Source organism: Pseudomonas sp. G.S.17, from assembly GCF_038096165.1.
Lineage (GTDB): Bacteria > Pseudomonadota > Gammaproteobacteria > Pseudomonadales > Pseudomonadaceae > Aquipseudomonas.
Map to the genome: position 1 here is coordinate 4,212,817 of NZ_CP151076.1, position 21,827 is coordinate 4,234,643.

The 21,827-nt window shown below is 59.5% G+C and carries 18 protein-coding genes; 12 read left to right on the plus strand and 6 right to left on the minus strand.

What is annotated here, in order from left to right; genetic code table 11:
• Nucleotides 1-43 precede the first annotated feature (43 nt).
• From AABC73_RS19790 to AABC73_RS19800, 3 genes are read right to left on the minus strand one after another with little or no spacing between them, the layout of a single operon-like run.
• Nucleotides 44-364 (minus strand): hypothetical protein, encoded by a 321-nt coding sequence (locus AABC73_RS19790; RefSeq protein ID WP_341520606.1) that lies wholly within the window; start codon nt 362-364, stop codon nt 44-46.
• Nucleotides 361-1,725, minus strand: coding sequence for an acyclic terpene utilization AtuA family protein (locus AABC73_RS19795; protein ID WP_341520607.1), 1,365 nt, complete (start codon nt 1,723-1,725; stop codon nt 361-363). The genes AABC73_RS19790 and AABC73_RS19795 overlap by 4 nt, the downstream gene beginning before the upstream one ends.
• Before the next feature lies 1 nt (nt 1,726).
• The gene (locus AABC73_RS19800) at nt 1,727-3,019 is read right to left on the minus strand and encodes a citrate:proton symporter (RefSeq protein ID WP_341520608.1); all 1,293 of its coding nucleotides are present in this window, start codon (nt 3,017-3,019) and stop codon (nt 1,727-1,729) included.
• Nucleotides 3,020-3,150: 131 nt separating this feature from the next.
• On the opposite strand from AABC73_RS19800, the gene AABC73_RS19805 reads away from it, so the two are divergent.
• The 7 genes from AABC73_RS19805 (at nt 3,151) to AABC73_RS19835 (ending at nt 11,200) form a co-directional block, all read left to right on the plus strand.
• The gene (locus tag AABC73_RS19805) at nt 3,151-4,029 is read left to right on the plus strand and encodes a LysR family transcriptional regulator (RefSeq protein ID WP_341520609.1); all 879 of its coding nucleotides are present in this window, start codon (nt 3,151-3,153) and stop codon (nt 4,027-4,029) included.
• Between the two features lie 140 nt (nt 4,030-4,169).
• Nucleotides 4,170-5,267: a class C beta-lactamase gene (ampC, locus tag AABC73_RS19810; RefSeq protein WP_341524289.1), complete on the plus strand. Its 1,098-nt coding sequence runs from the start codon at nt 4,170-4,172 to the stop codon at nt 5,265-5,267.
• A gap of 206 nt (nt 5,268-5,473) precedes the next feature.
• Nucleotides 5,474-6,337: an iron uptake transporter permease EfeU gene (gene efeU / locus AABC73_RS19815; RefSeq protein WP_341520610.1), complete on the plus strand. Its 864-nt coding sequence runs from the start codon at nt 5,474-5,476 to the stop codon at nt 6,335-6,337.
• A gap of 8 nt (nt 6,338-6,345) precedes the next feature.
• The gene (gene efeO, locus AABC73_RS19820) at nt 6,346-7,554 is read left to right on the plus strand and encodes an iron uptake system protein EfeO (protein WP_341520611.1); all 1,209 of its coding nucleotides are present in this window, start codon (nt 6,346-6,348) and stop codon (nt 7,552-7,554) included.
• A gap of 85 nt (nt 7,555-7,639) precedes the next feature.
• Complete coding sequence (gene efeB, locus AABC73_RS19825; RefSeq protein WP_341520612.1) at nt 7,640-8,953, plus strand: iron uptake transporter deferrochelatase/peroxidase subunit; 1,314 nt, start codon at nt 7,640-7,642, stop codon at nt 8,951-8,953.
• Between the two features lie 44 nt (nt 8,954-8,997).
• Nucleotides 8,998-9,822, plus strand: coding sequence for an iron uptake system protein EfeO (efeO, locus tag AABC73_RS19830; RefSeq protein ID WP_341520613.1), 825 nt, complete (start codon nt 8,998-9,000; stop codon nt 9,820-9,822).
• A 319-nt stretch (nt 9,823-10,141) separates the two neighbouring features.
• Entirely contained in the window at nt 10,142-11,200 is a 1,059-nt protein-coding gene (locus AABC73_RS19835) for an IS110 family transposase (RefSeq protein ID WP_341524163.1), read from the plus strand.
• Nucleotides 11,201-11,559: 359 nt separating this feature from the next.
• Here AABC73_RS19835 and AABC73_RS19840 read toward each other — a convergent pair whose 3' ends face one another.
• Nucleotides 11,560-12,165: a hypothetical protein gene (locus AABC73_RS19840; protein ID WP_341520614.1), complete on the minus strand. Its 606-nt coding sequence runs from the start codon at nt 12,163-12,165 to the stop codon at nt 11,560-11,562.
• A gap of 207 nt (nt 12,166-12,372) precedes the next feature.
• Between AABC73_RS19840 and AABC73_RS19845 the strand changes: the two genes are divergently transcribed.
• Both AABC73_RS19845 and AABC73_RS19850 read left to right on the plus strand, forming a co-directional pair.
• Nucleotides 12,373-13,068, plus strand: coding sequence for a heavy metal response regulator transcription factor (locus AABC73_RS19845; RefSeq protein WP_341520615.1), 696 nt, complete (start codon nt 12,373-12,375; stop codon nt 13,066-13,068).
• 35 nt (nt 13,069-13,103) lie between these two features.
• Nucleotides 13,104-14,453 carry a heavy metal sensor histidine kinase gene (locus tag AABC73_RS19850; RefSeq protein WP_341524290.1) on the plus strand — a complete coding sequence of 450 codons (1,350 nt, stop codon included), beginning with the start codon at nt 13,104-13,106 and terminating at the stop codon, nt 14,451-14,453.
• 549 nt (nt 14,454-15,002) lie between these two features.
• Here the strand turns inward: AABC73_RS19850 and AABC73_RS19855 are convergent.
• Together AABC73_RS19855 and AABC73_RS19860 are read right to left on the minus strand one after the other, a co-directional pair.
• Nucleotides 15,003-15,671, minus strand: a complete 669-nt coding sequence (locus AABC73_RS19855) for a polysaccharide lyase family 7 protein (protein ID WP_341520616.1) — start codon at nt 15,669-15,671, stop codon at nt 15,003-15,005.
• A 421-nt stretch (nt 15,672-16,092) separates the two neighbouring features.
• Complete coding sequence (locus AABC73_RS19860) at nt 16,093-17,436, minus strand: HD domain-containing phosphohydrolase (RefSeq protein WP_341520617.1); 1,344 nt, start codon at nt 17,434-17,436, stop codon at nt 16,093-16,095.
• Between the two features lie 213 nt (nt 17,437-17,649).
• On the opposite strand from AABC73_RS19860, the gene AABC73_RS19865 reads away from it, so the two are divergent.
• Genes AABC73_RS19865 through AABC73_RS19875 form a run of 3 tightly spaced genes read left to right on the plus strand, consistent with a single transcriptional unit; the run spans nt 17,650 to nt 21,811 of the window.
• Nucleotides 17,650-18,609, plus strand: coding sequence for a cytochrome c peroxidase (locus tag AABC73_RS19865; RefSeq protein WP_341520618.1), 960 nt, complete (start codon nt 17,650-17,652; stop codon nt 18,607-18,609).
• Entirely contained in the window at nt 18,606-20,411 is a 1,806-nt protein-coding gene (locus AABC73_RS19870) for a DAHL domain-containing protein (protein ID WP_341520619.1), read from the plus strand. Before AABC73_RS19865 ends, AABC73_RS19870 begins: the two co-directional genes overlap by 4 nt.
• On the plus strand, nt 20,408-21,811 hold the full coding sequence (locus AABC73_RS19875; protein ID WP_341520620.1) for an ATP-binding protein: 1,404 nt from the start codon (nt 20,408-20,410) through the stop codon (nt 21,809-21,811). The genes AABC73_RS19870 and AABC73_RS19875 overlap by 4 nt, the downstream gene beginning before the upstream one ends.
• Nucleotides 21,812-21,827: the final 16 nt, after the last annotated feature.

Consider the following 21,827-nt stretch of genomic DNA (forward strand, 5'->3'; position numbering starts at 1 on the left):
TGAACAATTGCGCTGGTCATGGTTGGATCGTCGCAATACGCGGTCAAACCTCAATATCCAGCAACGCCGCGCCCAGTGCTTTGCCATGGGCGTCCAGGGCCAGGGAGCGGGTGACACCGCCGCGCAGGATGCCGGGCAGGACGAAATTCAGGGCGTGGACGTTGGGCAGTTCATAACGCCGCACCGGGCCAGCCGTCGGATCGAGGAGTTCGGCGAAGTGAGCGGTTACCCGTTCGATGGTCAAGGCGTCACGTAGCCGGGGAAAGTCTTCGGGGCGATAGGCGATCACTGAAATGTTCGAGGTATCGCCCTTGTCGCCGGTTCGGGAATGGGCCAGTTCGCGCAGCTTGATCGGTTCGCTCATGGTGTTTGCTCCAGATGCACAGTCGGCGTAACGGCAGTGCGCGGCACGAACAACGACGCCACCGCCACCACCTGCCGCAAGCCCTTGGTCGCCCCGCCGCCGCCATACGGGCCGTTGGTATAAAGGGTTTCCACTTCATTGCCGACGCGCACGGCTTCGGCCTGGTCGGCGCAACGAGCCGCGATCCGCAGGCGGACTTCCCAGGGCTCGCTGGTCACCCGCGAACCCAGTTCGCCGCCATGCAAGGCATCCACGCCGATCAGTTCGGCGCGTAGGTCGTCGTAAACCACGCCCATGAGTTTCAGGCGCTCAAGCACTACGTCCCGCGCCAACCGGGCTCGAGCCAACGCGCCGGGGCCGCCGTAGGAAATCTGTCCTTCGCCGATCCAGCCATCGAGATAGCCTACAGAGACTTTCAAGGTTTGCGGTCGAGCGCGGCCATCAGCGCCGCTGACCCGCACCTGATTCTCGCCCAACGCCGAGAACGACACCCCGGAGAAATCCGCGCTGACGTCCGGCGTCAAATACGCCGCCGGATCGTGAACTTCATAAATCAGCTGCTCGGTGCAGGTCGCCGTATCGATGCGCCCGCCCGAGCCTGCCACTTTGCTGATCACTGCGGCGCCCGAGGTGTCCACTTCTGCCAACGGAAAGCCCAGGCGCGCCAGATCGGGCACGTCCTTGTAGCCAGGATCGGCAAAATAGCCGCCGCTGATCTGCCCCGCGCATTCCAGCAGATGCCCAACCGCCGTGCCGCGTCCCAACAAGGTCCAATCGTCCTCGGCCCAGCCAAATTCGAACAGCTGCGGCGCGAGAAACAATGAAGGATCGGCGACCCGTCCGGTAATCACCACATCCGCATCGGCCTGCAACGCCTCGACGATACCTTCGGCGCCCAGGTAGGCGTTGGCGGAAATCAGCCGTTCGCCCAGGGAGCCAAGGGTTGCGCCGTTATCCAGCAATTGCTCGGGATTGACCTGCAAGGCCGCCAGCACATCGTCGCCGGTCAAGGCCGCAACCTTCAAGCCGGGCAAGCCCAGTTCGGCAGCGATACGTCGCACTTCCCGAGCCGCTGCCAACGGGTTGGCCGCGCCCATGTTGGTGATAATCCGCAAACGACGGCGCTGACCGTCAGCACCACGCCCGACAAAGGGCAACACCCGACGCATGCGCTCGCTGAGCAGCGGGTCATAGCCGGATTCCGGATTACTCAGGCGGGCCTGCTGGGCCAGGGCGATGGTGCGTTCGGCCAGGCATTCAAAGATCAGATAATCCAGCTCGCCGTGTTCGGCCAGCTCGACTGCGGGTTCGATGCGGTCGCCGGAATAACCGGCGCCGGAGCCAATACGCAGGGTTTTCATATCAAAAGACTCCCAAGAGCAGCGCGGTCAGGGTCATCAACACCGAAGCCGCGAACAGGAAAGGGATGGTGAAACGCTGGTGATCGGCCAGTTCGATTTTGCACAGGCCGACCAGCAGGAACGTCGCCGGGGTCAGCGGGCTGACCGGGAAGCCGGTGGTGTGTACGCCCAGCAGCGACGCCTGGGCGACCTGCAGCGGATCGACACCCAAGGCCTTGCCGACTTCGGCAATCACCGGCATCACGCCAAAATAAAACGAATCCGGGTCGAAGAGCATGCTCAACGGCATGGACAGGAAGCCCACCACCATCGGGATCAGCTTGCCGTGCCCGGCGGGAATCTGCGCCACCGCCACTTCAGCCATGGCCTTGAGCATGCCGGTGCCTTGCATGATGCCGGTGAAGACCCCGGCCGCCAGCAGAATACTGGCCATGGTCAGTGCGGTTTTGGCGTGAGCATCGATGCGCGCACGTTGGGCGTCGACATTGGGGTAGTTGATGCACAGCGCCAGCACGGTGCCAAGCATGAACATCACCACCGGATCGACAATCCCGGAAATCATCACGCCCATCACGGCGATGGTCAGCATCAGGTTCAGCCAGAACAAACGGGGGCGACGCAGAATTTCTTCATGCTCGCTGAGTACCCGTTGCGGCACCACATCCACGTTGGCGCCAGCACCGAGGCCGAGCCGTTTTTCTTCGCGACGACCCAGGAACCAGGCGCAGGTGAAGACAAATATCAGGCCAACGATCTGCACCGGGATCAGCGGCTGGAACAGGTCCGCCACTGGCACGTGCAAGGCCGCCGAAGAGCGCAGCACCGGGCCGGTCCAGGGCAGGAAATTCACCCCGGCGGCCATCGCCGTGACGCAGGCGAGAATCCGCTTGTCCATGCCCAGCCGCGTATATAAGGGCAGCATCGCCGGGATGGTCACCAGAAAGGTCACGGCGCCCGAGCCATCGAGGTGGACCAGCAGCGCCAACAGCGCGGTGCCCATCACGATGCGTGTCGGCCGCGTGCCTACGGTGCGCAGGATGCGGTCGATGATCGGGTCAAGCATGCCGGCGTCGGTCATGACTCCGAAAAACAGGATCGCAAAGACGAACATGCCCACCACCGGCGCAACGTTCTTGATGCCGGTAATGATAAAGGCGCTGGTTTGCAGGCCGAATCCACCGAGCAAGGCGGCGATGATCGGCAAGGCGATGAGTGCGACAAGGGGCGAAAGGCGTTTACTCATGACAGCGGCGAGTAAACAGAGAATGGTGATGACACCGAGGGTGGCGAGCATAGGGACTTCCTGTTCGTCATCCCTGACCACTGGCGCGGCGAGATGAGCTGTTGTTGTTTTCAACGAGTATTGAAAACACAGGTAAGCTTTGTAAATTGAAATGTTCAGCGCCCTGCATTCGGAAAAACAAAATGAAGAATTCCATTCAGCACATCCGCGCCTTCCTCGCCGTGGCCCACAGCGGCAGCTTCGCCAAAGCGGCGCTGGAGCTGAACCTGTCGCCATCGGCGCTGACCGTGCAGATCCAGCAGCTTGAAGAATGGCTCGGCGTCTCGTTGCTGGAGCGCAGTCCACGGCACGTCAGCCTCACGGCGGCCGGGCAGAACAATCTGCGGCCCATGGAAAAATTGCTGCTGGATCTGGACAACATCGTCGCCGGCTCTCGGGATCTGGCGGCCCTGCGGCGCGGCGTGGTGACCATTGCCGCCCTGCCCTCCTTGTGCTCCGGCGCATTGCCGCCGGTGTTGCGCCAATTTCGCGAGCAGTTTCCCGGCGTCGAAGTGCGTCTGCGGGATGTGGTGGCGCAGCGTATCGATGCGCTGGTGCGCGAAGGCGAAGTGGATTTCGGCCTGGGCGTCAAAGCCCGGATGAGTCATGGCCTGGATTTTCAGGTGGTGATGACCGATCGCCTGTGCCTGTTTGTACCCCATAAACATGCGCTGGCCCGACGCTCGTCGATCAAGCTCGCGGCGCTGGCCGGACAGCCGATTATCCTGACCGGCCGCGACAGCAGCGTGCGCGAACGTGTGGAGCAGTTGTTCGCCGAAGAACAGCTGGAACTGGTGCCGGGGCTGGAAGCCAACTACATGTCGACGGTGCTGGCACTGGTTCGCCAGGGGTTGGGCATGACGTTATTACCAGAGTCGGCTGACGAGGGCCGTGGCGATCTGGTTCGGGTGCCGGTGGATCATCCGGGGGTCAGCCGGGAAATAGGCTTGATCACCCGCAGCAACCAAAGCCTGAGCCCAGCCGCGCAACGCTTCGTGGAGCTGGTGGGAAATATTTTGTGATAGAAGGTTTATTGAACCGCCTTCGCCACGCTCAATAGGCTGCATGCCCGACCCTATAAAACGAGGAAACCTGGATGTTCCCAATCGACCCTTCCCGCGCCAAAGTGCTGCTTGCCGCCTGCGGCCTGATGGTTGCGGGCATGGCAATGGCGACTGCCGAATCTGAATCCGGCAAGTTGGACGTCGCCGTGGCGGATGCCGCCAAAGCGGTCATGCAGCAGTACAAGATTCCCGGACTTGCGATTGCGCTCACCGTTGATGGTCGGCAGCACTTTTACAACTTTGGCGTGGCATCAAAGGACACTCAGGCCAAGGTCAGCAGCGATACGTTGTTCGAACTGGGCTCGATCAGCAAAACCCTCACCGCAACCTTGGCGACTCTCGCCCAGGTCAATGGCCAGTTGTCGCTGAACGATCATCCAGGAAAATACCTGCCCCAACTCAAAGGCAGCGCGTTCGACCAGGTGACCTTGATGAATCTCGGCACTCACACCGCTGGCGGCTTTCCGTTGCAAGTGCCGGACGCCGTACAGAACACTGAACAGTTGATGGAGTATTTGCAGGCCTGGCAACCGCAATACCCAGCGGGCAGCAAACGGACTTACGCCAACCCGAGCATCGGCATGCTCGGGATGATCACCGCCACGGCCATGCACATGCCGTTTGCACAGGCGATGGAGCAGCATTTGCTGCCTAAATTGGGGCTGAGCAACACTTGGCTGAATGTGCCCGCGAGCAAAATGTCGGCATATGCCCAGGGCTACGACAAACAGGACCAACCGATCCGCTTACAGGGCGGCGTGCTCGGCGCCGAAGCTTATGGCCTCAAATCCAGTGCAAGGGACATGCTGCACTTCGTCGAGGCGAATATGGCGATGACGCCAGTGGAACCGCCGATCAAACAGGCCCTGGCGCAGACGCATGCGGGTTATTTCAAAGTGGGCGCGATGACGCAGGCGCTGGTCTGGGAGCAATACCCTTACCCGGTGCCACTGGAAACTTTGCTGGATGGCAACTCCAACAAGATGGTTTACGAGACCCAACCCGCCCAGGCAATCAGCCCGCCCCTCGCCCCGCAGCCAAACACCTGGATCAACAAGACCGGCTCAACCAACGGCTTTGGCGGTTACGTGGCGTTTGTGCCTGAGAAGAAGACCGGAATCGTGATCCTCGCCAACAGGAATTACCCCAATGAAGCGCGGGTGAAGTTGGCGTATGGGATTTTGAGCGGTTTATAAGCCTCGCTCCAACAAATCTGCGTCCGAATCTCGCCCTGAATCCCGCCTGAACCCTTCCTGAACGAGAATGCGAAACTGATCGGAATCAAAAAAACAACTATACGCATTCAATAATGAGTATCATTATGTTACGCGTTGTTTCAGACATCAGAGACTTTCTGACCCGCTGAAACGAATCAGCCTACAGCAAAAAACCTTGGTGAAACATGCTCGTTCCTTTTTTGATCATGCTGCGCGAAGGGATTGAAGCCGCGCTTATCGTTGGCATCATCGCCAGTTATCTGAGACAGACCGGTCGCGGCGAGTGGATGCCAGCCGTGTGGATTGGGGTTTTCCTCGCTGCTGCCCTGGCGTTGTTCGTCGGGGGTGGCCTGGAAATGGTCAGCGCCGAATTCCCGCAGAAACAGCAGGAATTGTTCGAAGGTGTCGTCGGCCTTGTCGCCGTCGGCATTCTCAGCTCCATGGTGTTCTGGATGCGCAAGGTCGCTCGTTCTATCAAGCATTCATTGCACATGTCCCTGGATGCCGCCCTCGCCGGTTCGAAAAACCAGACCTACGCGTTGATCGCCATGGTGTTTTTCGCCGTGGCCCGTGAAGGTCTGGAAACCGTGTTTTTCCTGCTTGCCGTCTTCCAGCAAAGCGAAGGCCCCGGCGCGCCATTGGGTGCCCTGCTTGGCCTGATCATTGCGATTGCCGTGGGTTTCGCCATCTACAGTGGCAGCATGCGCCTGAACCTCAGCCTGTTTTTCCGCTGGACCGGCTTGTTCATTCTGGTGGTTGCCGCCGGGATTCTCGCCAACTCGGTACAGGCACTGCATGAAGCCGGGATCTGGAATCACCTGCAAACGGTGGTCTTCGACTTCAGCGCCACGCTGCCAATGGACGGACCCGCCGGTTCGGTGCTGGCAGGCATGTTCGGTTACCAGGATGCGCCAACCATCAGCACCCTCAGCGTGTATGTGATTTACCTGGTCGTCGCGCTGGCGCTGTTCTTCATGCCCAGCGCCCCGGTGGTGAGTCTGCCCACCCGGCCCGCGCATCCGCACCCCTCTTCAGCTACGAACGAATAAGGGCACACATGTCGAATCGTCCCACAGGGCTTTCAGAGAAAGCCAAGCCTCCCCGCGCCTTGCGATTGGCCGTCGCCGGTTCGGTGGTGGTCATGATCGCTGCAGGCGGGCTGTTCTATTACGCCTCGCAGAACGCCATGAAAAAACGCGCCGCCAATACCAATGCGCAAACCGTGGTCACCATTCATGCTCACGCTTGCGAGCCCAATGACCTCACCGTGGCTGCGGGCAAGAATGCCTTCCGCATCGTCAACCGCTCCGAGCGGGCCGTCGAATGGGAAATTCTTGACGGCGTGCTGGTGGTCGAGGAACGGGAAAATATTGCGCCGGGCCTGAGCCAGGTGATCAACGCCAACCTGCTGCCCGGCGATTACGCGATTACCTGCGGCCTGCTGAGCAATCCGCGCGGCACGCTGCACGTTACGCCGACCGCTGAATCCGATGCCAACGCCAAGGCTCGCCCCTCGATGGTGGCGTTCATTGGTCCGCTGTCCGAATACCGCGTGTACCTGAGCCTGCAAGGCACGGCGCTGATCAAGGCCGTAACGGCGCTGCAGCAAGCCATCGAAGCCGGCGACCTCAGCGCCGCGCAAGCCGCCTACGCCCCGGCCCGCGCTGCTTACCAACGTATCGCCCCGGCTGCGCAGCGCTTGTCCGAGCTGGACAACGCCATCAATGCCCGCGCCGATTACTACGAGAAACGCGAACAGGACCCAGGCTTCAGCGGCTTCCATCGCCTGGAATACGCGCTGTTCGACAAGAAAACCGTCGACGGCCTGGCACCGATTGCGCAACGCCTGCAAACCGATGTCACCACGCTCAAACAACAGCTGCTGGCGCAGAACATGGCGCCCGAGCAACTGGCGAGCATCATCACCCGCAACATGCGCAGCCTGGGCGAGATCCGCAGCAACGGCGAAGAAGAGCGTTACAGCCATCTGGACCTCAACGGCTTCGCGGCCAACCTGGAAGGCACACGCAAAGTGGTCGATCTGATTCGGCCGCTGCTGGCGAAGAATTCCGCTGAGCTGGTGCAGAAAATCGATGGCGCAGCGGCGGCACTGGACACCGAACTCAACGGCCTGAAAACCGACGGCGGCTATCGCCCGTACGATCAGGTCAACGCCAACCAGCGCAAGCTGATCGCCGACCACGCCAAGGCATTGGCGGATGCACTCGAAGGAATCGATCCAGCACTCGGCCTGTCGGGCCTTTAATTGATGCCACTGCGGTGATTTACGAGATGCCATGGTCGCTGTAGGACCTGGTTTCGCCTTCAGATAGCGAGCAAAGAAAATAGCCATGAACGACTCAGACAACAGCAACGCCCCGCAATCCGTCCAACGTCGCCGCGTCCTGCTGGGCCTCGGCGCGGCGGGTGCGGCGCTGGCGGGCAGCAGCCTGAGCGGTAACGTTCTGGCTGCCGCCCCGGCGCAGGTAACCGAAGCGCCGAAAAGCGAAAAGACCGAAGACCGCAACCTGTTTTTCGGCGTGCATCAGACCGGCATCGTCAACCCGCGCCCGGCCTCGGGCATGCTGGTGGCTTTCGACGTGCTGGCCGCCGACCGGGAAGACCTGGAGCGCCTGTTCCGCACGCTGAACGAGCGCATCGCCTTCTTGATGACCGGCGGCCCGGTGCCTGAGGTCGATCCGAAGTTTCCGCCGATGGACTCCGGCATCCTCGGCCCGGTCGTCACACCGGATAACCTGACCATTACGGTTTCGGTGGGCGAGTCGCTGTTCGACGAGCGTTTCGGCCTGGAAGCGGTCAAACCCAAGCGCCTGAGCCGCATGGTTGGTTTCCCCAATGACGCACTGGAAGCCGACAGTTGCCATGGCGACCTGAGCATCCAGTTCTGCGCCAACAGCGCCGACAGCAACATTCACGCGTTGCGCGACATCGTGAAAAACCTGCCGGACCTGCTGCTGGTGCGCTGGAAACAGGAAGGCACGGTGCCGCCGCAAGCGCCGAAAAAGCCGGACCAGCCGCCGGAAAGCGCGCGTAACTTCCTCGGCTTCCGTGACGGTTCCGCCAACCCGGATTCCAACGATCAGAAGGCCATGAACGAGCTGGTCTGGGTTCAGCCCGGCAGCAACGAACCGACCTGGGCCGCCAATGGCAGCTATCAGGCGGTGCGCATCATTCGCAATTTTGTCGAACGCTGGGACCGCACGCCGCTGCAGGAACAGGAAGCGATTTTCGGCCGGGTCAAAACCACGGGCGCGCCCATGGACGGCAAGGTCGAAACCGACGTGCCGAATTACGTTGCCGACCCGCACGGCAAGAAGACCAAGCTCGATTCGCATATTCGCCTGGCGAATCCGCGTACCGCCCAAACCCAGCGCAATCTGATCCTGCGCCGCCCGTTCAACTACTCCAACGGCGTCAACAAGAACGGCCAGCTCGACATGGGCCTGCTGTTCATCTGTTACCAGTCCGACCTGGAAAAAGGCTTCATCACCGTGCAGACCCGACTCAACGGCGAACCGCTGGAGGAATACCTCAAGCCGGTCGGCGGCGGTTATTTCTTCACCTTGCCCGGCGTTATCGACACTCAGGATTTCATTGGTCGCTCGCTGCTTCAGGCGTCGACCACTGCGCCTGAAACGGCGTGAATTTTCCCCAAAACTGCCCCTACCACCTCAACAGGAAGAGTCCCATGAAAAAGTTGCCTTTTGCTTTGCTGCTCACCGTTGGTTTGCTCCAGACCCCATTGTCGGCTTTCGCCGCGACTGCTCCGCTTGACCTGGTAGGGCCGGTGTCGGACTACAAAATCTACGTCACCGAGCAGATCGGCGAGCTGGTCAGCCACACCCAGAAATTCACCGACGCAGTGAAGAAAGGCGACCTGGCAACGGCCAAGAAGCTGTACGCGCCAACACGCGTGTTCTACGAAGAAATCGAGCCGATGGCTGAGCTGTTCAGCGACCTGGACGCGTCTATCGACTCACGCGTCGATGACCACGAGAAAGGCGTGAATGCTGAAGATTTCACCGGTTTCCATCGCCTGGAATACGCGCTGTTCTCGCAGAACACCACCAAGGATCAGGGCCCGATTGCTGACAAGCTGATGGCTGATGTACACGACCTGGAAACCCGCGTTTCCGGCCTGACTTTCCCGCCAGAGAAAGTTGTCGGGGGTGCCGCTGCGCTGCTTGAAGAAGTTGCCGCAACGAAGATTTCCGGTGAAGAAGACCGCTACAGCCACACCGATCTGTATGACTTCCAGGGCAACATCGACGGCGCGAAGAAAATCGTCGACCTGTTCCGCCCACAGATCGAGAAGTCCGACAAAGTCTTCGCTGCCAAGGTCGACAAGAACTTCGCCACCGTGGACAAGATCCTGGCCAAGTACAAAACCAAGGATGGCGGTTTCGAGACTTACGACAAAGTGAAGGAAAACGATCGCAAGGCGCTGGTTGGCCCGGTCAATACCCTGGCTGAAGACTTGTCCACATTGCGTGGCAAGTTAGGTTTGAACTGAGTAAAAGATTGGACCGGCCCTCCGGATCGTAGGACTGGCTTCAGCCGGGGCAACGCGCTTGTCGTAGGACCGGCTTCAGCCGGGAGGACGTTCGTGCAGACCATAGAAACGTGTCGATTTTACCGGCCCTCTCCCGGCTAAAGCCGATCCGACGGGACAAGCAAAATCCCCGCCTGCAACGCGCTTGTCGTAATTGGATGGACTCGCCCAAGCCGAGGCGTCTGTAGCGCCACGGTGGCATTCTTAAGAAGCCAACGACAGCGAGGGCGAGTCCATGAAAAAGCATACGACCAAAAGTAACGCCTTGTCTTCAGCCGACGTGTCGGCTTGTTCGACAGTGGCGGTAGATCTTGCCAAGAATGTGTTCCAGGTGGCCGGGGAAGATGCCCTTGGTCAGGTCATTTACGAAGAGCGGATCAAGTCACGCGAAACCTTTGTGGCCTTTTTACAAAAACTGCCGGCAGGCGTGACGGTGCTGATGGAGACCGGCCCTGGCGCGCAGGCTTGGGCGCGGCTGTTGCAAGCACAAGGCAATCAGGCGCGAATTTTACCGGCGCAACATGTCGCCAAACATCGTAGCGGTGCCAAAAATGATCGCAACGATGTGCTGGCGATATTGCGTTCAGGACGAGATGTAAACATTGCGCCAGTGCCAGTCAAAAGCACCGCACAACTGGCCATGCAGGCTCTGCATCGTGCTCGACAAGGGTATGTAAGGCGGCGCACTGCAATGGGTAATCAGATACGCGGGCTGTTGCTGGAACAGGGCATTGCCATGGCGCAAGGGGCGGTGACCCTCAGCCGAAATGTCCCACGTATATTGGAAGATGCCATCCAGCCATTGCCGGATATGTTGCGCGAGCTGATTGATGAAATGCTGGGCGAATGGAGCCATCTGGGTGAGCGCATCGATGTACTGACGGGCCGTCTGGAAGCAGCAGCGCGCGAAGATGAGACAGCAAAGCGTCTGATGACAGTGCGCGGCATCGGCCCAATCATCGCCACCGCCTTGCTGGCCAAACAGACTGAGCCTGAGCGTTTCGCCAATGCCCGAATGTTTGCTGCCTACTTCGGCACGGTGCCCGAGCAGCACAGCAGCGGGCAAAAAATCCGATTGGGAGGAATTTGCAGACGCGGAGATGGCTATATTCGCAGCCTGTCGATTCAAGGAGCGCACGCCGTGTTAAGGCAGGTGAAGCCTGATTCGGAGCATCCCGATGATCGCCGGCTAAGACGCTGGCTAAGTCAGCATGGTCAAAAAGGAGCAGCCGTAAGGTTGGCCAATAGAAACCTGCGCATCGTCTGGGTGCTGCTGCAAAACAATCAGACCTATCGTCGTCAGCCTGCAGGTTGCCAGGAGGCGACGATGAATCATTAATCAACAGAGTTCTGCCACCGGGGTGCTGAGTCACCTCAACCGCTGCTGAAGAACATTGACCCCAGGTCAGACCGTCGCGGATAGATGCCTGCGGTCCTACTGGCCCTTTGAGGCCTTAACGTAATCGGCATACCGCGAGCTTACCCAATGTTGGCCAGAAGCCGTAACGCTTCCTCGAACAGGCCTTATACATAGATGCAACCGGGTAGCAGTGTTCAAAAGCAGGTTGAAAGTGTGGGCGAGTCCATACATAGGACCGGCTTTAGCCGGGAGGACGCCGATACATTCGCTGCATCTGTTTCCTCAAAGACACAGCCCTCCCGGCTGAAGCCGGTCCTACGGGATTTATCAAAGCCGTCTTACATCGGCGGGGTAAAACCATCTTTGCCGACCGCTACACCACGGGCGGATTTACCGTCATCGGCAGGGAACAGGACGATCTTCGCGCCGGCTTTCAATTCGCTGCGCTGACCCGGTTCAACATAGGCGATCGGCACGTCTTCCGGTACCACCAATTGCTTCTCGCCGCCTTTGTACAACACGGTCAGGGTGCGGCCGTTGGCTTTGGACAATTTGCCGACCGTACCGTTGGTCATGGTGCCGGTGCTGCCGTCGGCGTTTTCCCAGCCGTAGTGACCTTCACCGCTGCCTTTGAGGCTGGCTTCGAATACCGTGACTTCCAGCGCTTTCAACGAACCGTCGGCCTGGGGAATCGCGGCGGAACCGACGAAGCTATCTGCCTTGATCGAATCCAGATCGGCTTTGGACACCAGGCGGATCCCGGTTTTGTCAGTCAGCGTGATGGTCTGGTGCTGACCGGCGCGAGTGGTGTAGCTCAGGGTATCGGTCTGGACGCTGTCGACGGTACCGCGCATGGGTTTGACCACAGGCATGTCAGCGGCCTGGGTCATGACAGCGGCGCTGAGCAACAGCAGGCCGAACGTAGTGGACAGTGCAGTCTTCATGAGTGATTCCTTGGCAGGGTTGAATGTGCAGATTTGAGTTCGCAATCATCACCCCGCAACCGGCACTGAACCATGACCGGCGAATGACATTTTTGTCATTCGCCGCAGCGCCCGGATCAATGACAAAAATGTAACCGACAGCCCGCCGGGTCTTGGTTAGACTTGCCTTCCCACCCGGCGTGCTGCGCCTGAACAGGCGGAACCATCATGCACATCCTGCTCATCGAAGACGACACCAAGACCGGCGAGTACCTGAAAAAGGGCCTCGGCGAATCCGGTTATAAAGTCGACTGGACCCAGCACGGCACCGACGGCCTGCACCTGGCCCTGGAAAATCGCTACGACCTGATCGTGCTCGACGTGATGCTGCCGGGCATCGACGGCTGGCAGATTATCGAAGTGTTGCGCGCAAAACAGGACGTACCGGTACTGTTCCTCACTGCCCGTGACCAACTGCAGGACCGGATTCGCGGCCTGGAGCTGGGTGCCGACGACTATCTGGTCAAGCCGTTTTCCTTCACCGAACTGCTGCTGCGCATCCGCACCATCCTGCGCCGGGGCGTGGTGCGTGAGGCCGACCATTTTCATCTGGCCGATCTGGAACTGGATCTGCTGCGCCGCCGCGTCACCCGCCAGCAACAGGTGATTGTCCTGACCAATAAAGAGTTCGCCTTGCTGCACCTGCTGCTGCGTCGCGAAGGCGATGTGCTGTCCAGGGCGCAGATCGCCTCGGAAGTCTGGGACATGAATTTCGACAGTGACACCAATGTCGTCGACGTGGCGATTAAACGCCTGCGCAGCAAGGTCGACCTGCCCTTCCCGGTCAAACTCATCCACACCGTGCGCGGCATCGGTTACGTCTGCGAGGTGCGACCGTGCAGTCCCGACGCCAACCATCCCTGATCCTGCGCTCCAGCCTGGCCTTCGCGCTGGTAGCGATGTTTACCGTCAGCGGCGCGGGCTGGTATCTGTACGCGTCGATGAAACAATCAGTCATGCAGCGCACCGATCACGCCGTGCTGGCACGCCTCGATCACTTTCGCAAACTGCTGCGCTACGACCTGACCCTGGACAATCTCAAGGGCAGCCCGCAGCTGTTCGAGAACATGCTCGACAGTGAAGAAGACATTTTTTTGATTGGCGAGCCGGGCAAGGCGCCGGTGATATCGGTCAATCCGCAACGGGCGCCATTGCCGGAGTTGCCCGTCGTCCCGCAGGACGTGGCATTGCGCGACACCGACCTGCGCAGCGGCACCAGCCTGCAAGGCGTGCCTTTAAGGGCAGCTTCGAGCACGGCACTCTCCGGTGGCGTTGAAGTGCGCCTGACCGCAGCGCATTTGATGGTCAAGGAAATGGCCATGCTGGAGAGCTTCCGGCAGCGGATTTATGCCGCCATTACCCTGGCCTTCCTGATCACCGCGCTGCTCGGCTACGTGCTGTTGCGTCGTGGCCTGCGCCCGCTGCGGCGGATGACTGCCCACGCATCGGACATCACCCCGGCGCGCCTGCATAAGCGCCTCGACAATCAGGACGCGCCGGTGGAATTGCAGCCGCTGGTGGATGCGTTCAACGCCATGCTGGAACGGCTGGATGATGGCTATCAACGCCTGACGCAGTTTTCCGCCGACCTGGCCCATGAAATCCGCACGCCGGTGGGTTCCTTGATGGGCCATTGCCAGGTTGCCCTGCGCCAGACGCGCAGCGTCGATGAATACCAGGCGCTGCTGGCTTCCAATCTTGAGGAGCTGGAACGCATTTCGCGACTGATCGAGAGCATCCTGTTTCTCGCCCGCGCCGATGAAGCCCAGGCGGCGATCGAACGTAAGCCGTTGTGCCTGCAGGACGAGTTGCAGCGGATTGCTGGATATTTCGAGGGCCTTGCCGAAGAGCGGCAGTTGAATATCCAGACGTCAGGCGACGGCAACTTGCAGGCCGACCCGATCCTGCTGCGCCGGGCGTTGAGTAATCTGGTGGCCAATGCCATCCGCTATGCTGACCCTGGCAGTGAGATTCTGGTGCGGGTCAAACAGCACGCTGGTCATTGGTTGATCGAAGTGGAAAATCAGGGATCGCCCCTGGCTGAAGCCGCTTTGGGCAAGCTGTTCGACCGTTTCTACCGGGGCGACGCCTCCCGCCATCAAAGCTCGGACTCCAACGGCCTGGGCCTGGCGATAGTCGCGGCGATCATGCATCTGCACGGCGGCCGGGTTGCAGTGGCGCAGCCGGTGGCGGGGAGGATTTGCTTTACGCTGGTTTTTCCAGCGGTGCCAAAACCTGCAATTGCGTGATCACTGACCCCGCTGGAGCGAGGCTTGCCCGCGATTCAGCCGACTCGGTGGCCCAGATGCACCGCGTCATCGTTCTTCGCGAGCAAGCTCGGCCCACAGGTTCAGCGTCCGTTGGAGCGAGGCTTGCCCGCGATTCAGCCGACTCGGTGGCCCAGATGTACCGCGTCATCGTTCTTCGCGAGCAAGCTCGGCTCCCACAGGTTCAGCGTCCGTTGGAGCGAGGCTTGCCCGCGATTCAGCCGACTCGGTGGCCCAGACCCACCGCGTCATCGTTCTTCGCGAGCAAGCTCGGCTCCCACAGGTTCAGCGTCCGTTGGAGCGAGGCTTGCCCGCGATTCAGCCGACTCGGTGGCCCAGATGCACCGCGTCATCGTTCTTCGCGAGCAAGCTCGGCTCCCACAGGTTCAGCGTCCGTTGGAGCGAGGCTTGCCCGCGATTCAGCCGACTCGGTGGCCCAGATGCACCGCGTCATCGTTCTTCGCGAGCAAGCTCGGCTCCCACAGGTTCAGCCTCGCTCCAACGGTGCCGGTGTTTTTCGCGCCGGACCAATCACGCCTTCTTGTCGTGATTGATCGTCAGCTTGTAGAACGTCGCCGCGCCGCCTTCGCTGGCATAGCCGGTGTTGTCCTGGGTATAAACCCCTGCCTTGAAATACAGCAGTTTGGTGCTCCAGGTCGCATCAAGTTTGGCGCTCCAGACAAAGTCCGAGGCATTGACCGTCAGGTTGCCAGCCGGAGTCAAGTGGATGCTATAGCTGAAGCGTTGATTCAGCGGGATGCCCTGGGCAATGGTGATGACTTCGATTTCCGCATCCGGGCTGCGGCGGAATTTGGCGACGATGTTGCCGGTCTGGAGTTTTTCCTTGTACTGATATTCAACCTTGAGCAGCGGCTCCGTGCTCTGGTAGCAATGGATCTGCCCGATCACGATCTTGCCCGTCGAAGGCACCTGATTGACCATCAGCGCGGCCCTGAGAAAATTGTCCGCCTGCGAGTACGCCCAGTTGTTTACGCTGCCATCAGCCTTGGTCTCGCGCAACTCGGTTCTGGGATAGACGGCGTTTTCAGTGCGTGAGCCCGTGACCGGTGCCCAGAAAAACAGGGTGTCGCCCGAACGGAAAAAGCCATCCTGATAACCGCCCAGCAGTTTGGGCGTCTCAATCGTGGCGGCAGGAGTGCCTACCGGTACAGACAGGTTCCACATGGCGAGATCGATCATTGCGTACTCACGAGGTGCGCTGGCGCACCGACAAAGTGTCTATATCGGGCTTTTGCTGCCCATTGGCTTCGTCTCGGAGTATCGGCAGGTTCTTCGCTTTAAATAGCGCCCACGACAGAGTATTGGCGTCAATAAAACAGCACCCAATCGCAAAGGCTATTATTTGGCCAGTATTTGAGTCGGAACTTGTACAGCTTCATTTGAATGGCAGTTGTGAGCCCACGAGGCCTCTAAGCCGGGGCCGCGCGTCAGTTTTTTGCTGTGGTAGCGGCGCTGATACATTTTTTGAGGGGTATTTTTTGCGGGGATTGCGACGAACGGTCGTATTTTTTAGCCCAGGAGAGGCACTTTTTTAAATTTTTACAGTCAGCCTGCGCACCAATGAGGCACAGGCTGACGGCTCAAGCGCCGTTCGCAGAGCCTAGTCTGCGAGAACCGGCGCTTCCAGACGCACGAAAACCGTGTACTTGCTGGCTTCCATGGCCTCGAACGCAATCAGCTTCTGGATCAGTTGCTCGCTGAGCACTTTGCCAGCGTTGAGCAACAGCATGCCGTTGTCGGCGCTCAGGTTGCGTGCCAGCGCCATCCCCGCCTCCAGCTCGCGGGTGGTGAAGCCCTTGACCAGCGGGTCGCCCAGGGTCACGTCGCTCTGGTAGATCGCGCAGACCTTGATGAAGTCCTCCAGCAAGCCTGGATCGTACAGCCGCCCGCTGTATTTGCGGATGAAGGTCAGGGCTTCGTCGCTGTTCATCTGCCGCTCAAGGATCAAGCCATGCTGCAGTTCGATGAAATCCACGGCGAGCTTGAGCAGGCGCGAACCGAACGGAATGGCCTCGCCCTTGAGATGGTCGGGAAAACCGGTGCCGTCCCAGCGCTCCTGGTGGTGAAGAATCAGCCGCGCCGCATCCTGCATCGGCTCCAGCGTCATCAGCACCGATTCACTTTTCTTCGGATAGCCACGATAGCGGTCGCGCTCAGTGTGATTGAGCAAGTCCGCCGGCGCACTCATCATGCTGTCGGTCCAGCTCAACTTGCCGATGTTGTGCAGCGCCGCCGCCATGCACAAGTCACGCTGGCTGGCTTCATCCATGGGATGGACCTGGGCGTACGTGCGGACCAGATCGATGATCTGCCGATTGGTTTGTTTATCGTGCGGCAGACGCTGGTTGAGCAGCACCGAGAACACCTCGGTGCTGGTCGCGTAGCTGCGCTTGAGTTCGTCGTAGGCCAGATCGAGCATGTCGGCAGTCTGTTGCAGCTCTGAAGTACGCGCCGCAACCCGGTTTTCCAAGGTGATATTCATCGACTGCAGGGCTTCGTTCTGCACCTTGGTGAGCTTCTCAAGCCGCACCCGCTCCCGTTCCGAATGCTGATGCGCAAACAACTGGCGCAGGGTCAGCAGCATCTCTTCATCGTTCCAGGGCTTGCTGATGTAGCTATGAATTCGGCCTTCGTTGATGGCCTTGGCAATCATGTCCACGTCGGCGAAGCCGGTAAGCAGGATGCGCATGGTCGAGGGGTAACGTTTGTTGATCTCGGCCAGCAGCGTCGCGCCGTCCATGTTCGGCATGCGCGCATCGCTCATTACCAGATCAATATGCTGCTGCGCCATGATTTCCAGCGCCTTGGCCCCGCTATCGGCAAGGAACAGGTTGTAGCCGTGAGAGCGCAGTAAGCGACGCAGGCTGCTGAGAATCAGCTCCTCGTCGTCTACCAGCAACACATTGGGCTTGAATTCAACCTCGGAACCAGCTTGTTCGTCCATGTCGACACCTTGATTAGCATTTATTTGTGCGCGTTAAGTTCCATCGCTACCGCAGATAATGCGTTAGTCCATGAGCTTGGGGAAGGGCATTTATATTCGTCTGGCTGGCTCATTAAAATCCTGCGGCAGCCGAAATACAGTTATCGGTCCGGCGCTCTGCCCCGTCTGCACCGCTTTGCGCAAGCTCCACTCCATTGGCACAGGACGCTATAGATGCCTTCATATGGATTGATTGTTGTCCTCGCTCTGATTCTGGGCGTAGCGACCGCCAGTGTCGCACAACCCTTGGATGAACCGCTCCAGCCGTTGCCTGATGTTGTGGTGCAAGACCCGCAGCAGGTCGAACTGGGCCGCCAGCTGTTCAATGAAGTACGCCTTTCAGCCAATGGCACGCTTTCCTGCGCCAGTTGCCATCGCCTGGACCATGGCGGCGCCGACGACAAACCGCTGTCGATTGGCTTTCAAGGCGGCACGTTGCCGATCAATACGCCGACGGTGTTCAACGCGGCGCTGAATTTCAAACAGTTCTGGAACGGTCGCGCCGAATCCCTGACGGCACAGATCCATGAAGTGGTGCAAAGCCCCCTGGAAATGGGCAGTTCCTGGGAACACGTCAGCACCCTGCTGTCCGGCGACAGTCATTACCGGACAGCCTTTGCCGCCGCCTACACCGACGGCGTCACCATCGCCAATATCCAGCAAGCGCTGCAAAGCTATGAGCGCACCCTGATCACCCCCAACTCGCGCTTCGATCGTTACCTCAAAGGTGACACGGACATCCTCACGGTGGAGGAAAAGTACGGCTATCAGCGCTTCAAGCAATACGGCTGCATTGCCTGTCATCAGGGGATCAACATCGGTGGCAACATGTTTCAGAAATTCGGAGTCATGGGCGATTACTTCAAGGTCAGGGGCAACGTCACCGACGCTGATCAGGGCCGCTTTCTCGTGACCGGCAACGAGGCCGACCGCAACGTATTCAAGGTGCCCAGCCTGCGCAACGTCGCGATCACCGCGCCTTATTTTCACGACGGATCGGCCGCTACCCTGGAACAGGCCGTCGAGGTGATGTTCACCTATCAATTGGGCCGCATCCCGACCGAGCAGGATAAATCGCTGATTGTGCAGTTTCTGAAAACCCTGACCGGTGAGCTGGCAGGTAAACCCCTATGAACATGTCCCGACGCTCGAAAACCTCGCTGTTGGGTGCCATAACCCTGAGCATCGCCTCGGGTCTGGTGTTTTTATACTTCAATTCGATCGCCCACGAGACCTCGACCTACTTCGAATCCCGGGACGTGATACGCCAGCTCAAACAGCTGGATGCGCATTGGGAAACGGAAATCCTCAAGTCGCGGATGGGCGTCACCCAGGACTACGACCTGCTGGTCGCGCCCCTGACGGAAATGAAGCGCCTGGGGTCCCGTTTCGAAACGATGCTGCACCTTGACCCCGGCCAACAGACCGACGAATGGACAGCCCATCGCGACGCGTACCTGGAGGCCCTGGACCTGAAGACGGAGCTGGTGGAACAGTTCAAGTCCCACGACGCGGTGCTGCGCAACTCCCTGGCATTTTTGCCCTCGGCGGCGGATGACATTCAGTTTCAGCTGGCACGGGTTGAAGATCCCGTCCTGCTGCAGAACACCGCAACCAACATTTATGACCTGCTGCTGACCGGTCTGGAGTTCGCCCAGTCGGCAACGTCTGACAAGTCTGCCGAGATCGAAGTGGGGATCAATCGGGTGCGTGCGGCCAGTGATTTGCTGCCAGCACCGCTCGGCGCCTCGATCAGCATCCTGCTCAATCACATCAACCTGATCCAGCGGGAACAGCCTTTCGTCAATGACCTTTTGGGCCGCATAGCGGCGGTGCCTGTGTCGGAACGCCTGGATGCGATTAACCAGATGCTCAACGTTCACCAACAACAGGCCGTGGAAAAAGAGCAGCAGCACCACCTGTACCTGATCATCCTTTCGGCGGTGATGGCGCTGCTGCTGTTTTATCTGCTGCATCGTCTGGTGCGCAGCTACAAAGTGATCAACGACGTCAATAGAGCCTTGCAGGAAGCCAATGCGAGCCTGGAGCGACGAGTCGAGGAGCGCACCTGCGAACTCAGGAATGCACAGACCGAACTGATGGACACGGCGCGTCAGGCCGGGATGGCGGAAATCGCCACCAACGTGCTGCATAACGTCGGCAACGTGCTTAACAGCGTGAACATTTCCGCAGAACTGGTGACCCGCCGGGTTCGCGACAGCAAGGCCCGTGGCTTGTCCAAGGCCGTGGCGATGATGAACGAGCATGCGGCAGACCTTGGCAATTTCATGACCCTGGACGACAAAGGCAGGCTGCTGCCCGGTTACCTGAATCAGTTGGTGATCAGCCTGGATATGGAACAACAGAGCATCGCCGAGGAGCTGGAGCGGTTGACCAAAAGCGTGGACCACATCAAGGAAATCGTCGCGACACAGCAGTCCTATGCCGGCGCCGCCGACCTCGTCGAAACGCTGAGCATCACCGCCTTGCTGGAGGACGCCCTGCACATGAACTCCGGCGCCTTGACCCGGCACAGTGTCGCCGTGGTACGTGAATACGGCAGCGTGCCGGAAATACTGGGCGACAAACACCGGATCCTGCTGATCATGATCAACCTGATCAGCAACGCCAAATACGCCATGTCCCAGACCGACAACGCGGCACGCAAGATCACCCTGGCGGTGAACATTGTCGGGGGCACGACGCTGCGCATCTGCGTCAAGGACGAAGGCGAAGGTATCTCGCCGGAAAACCTGCCGCGTCTGTTTGTTCACGGATTCACCACGCGCAAGGAGGGCCATGGTTTCGGACTGCACAGCTGTGCCCTGGCTGCAGTTGAGATGAACGGGCAATTGACGGCCCAAAGCGACGGCCCCGGCAAAGGTGCCTCGTTCACCCTGGATCTCCCATTCAAGCCTGCCGCAGGTGCGCAATGAAAAGTCTCACTAACCGACGCATCCTTCTGATCGACGACACCCCGTCCATTCATGAAGATTTCCGCAAGATCCTCACGCCCTCCGACGTATCCAATGAGGAACTGGACCTGATGGAAGCGGCCTTGTTCGGCAACGAGATTCCGGTCGTCGGCAAACCGTTCTCGCTGGACTCCGCGTACGGCGGCGAGGAAGGATTGGCCAAGGTCAACGAGGCGCTGGCGCAGAATCTTCCCTACGCCCTGGCGTTCGTCGACATGCGCATGCCCCAGGGCTGGGACGGCGCCATGACCATCGAACATTTGTGGGTGGCGGACCCGCGCCTGCAAATCGTGGTGTGCACCGCTTACACCGATTATTCCTGGGACGATTTGTTGGACCGGTTACAGGGCCATGACCGCCTGCTGATTCTGAAAAAACCTTTCGACAACATCGAAGTCCAGCAACTGGCCAACACCCTGACCAACAAATGGGAGATGGCCGAGCGCGCTTCGGTACAGATGGACTCGCTGGAGAACCTGGTCGAACAACGCACCGCTGAACTGACCCAGACCAGCGAAGCCCTGCGGCGGGAAATCGACGAGCGAAAACTGCTGGAAAGCCAACTGGTGCAATCGGAAAAACTCGCCTCACTGGGCCAGCTGGCGGCAGGTGTCGCCCATGAAATCAACAATCCCATCGGCTTTATTTCCTCCAATCTGGGCACCCTGGAAGGCTACTTCAGCAAACTCCAGGAAATGCTCGACGCCTATCGCCTGGCGGAAAAAGCGATGCCGCCGGGACCGACTGAACAGCAGTTGGCGGCCCTTCGTGAGCAGGTGGAACTGGATTACCTGCTGGAAGACATTCCCGTGTTGATCGCGGAGTCCAAGGAAGGTATCAGCCGCGCCGGAAAAATCGTCAAGGACCTGAAGGCGTTCTCACGGGTGGATTCCAGTGAACAATGGCAGTGGGCGAACGTGCATGACGGCATCGATTCGACCCTGAACATCGCCGCCAACGAATTGAAATACAAGGCTGACGTGATCAAGGAATACGGCGACCTTCCGGAAATCGAATGCCTGCCCTCGCAAATCAATCAGGTGGTCATGAACCTGGTGGTCAACGCCGCCCAGGCGATGGGCACACAACGCGGCAAGATCACCATCCGCAGCGGCGTGGAGGATGATCAAGTGTGGCTGGAAGTGGCTGACAACGGTTCGGGCATTGCCCCGGAATCGCTGCAGCGCATTTTCGATCCCTTCTTCACCACCAAACCCGTCGGCCAGGGCACCGGTCTTGGCCTGTCGCTGTCGTACGGCATCGTGAACAAACACGGCGGGCATATCACCGTGCACAGCGAAGTGGGTGTGGGTACCGCGTTCAAGGTCATGTTGCCGATTCATCAGACTGCAACGGCCTGACAATTTGCGTACGTGC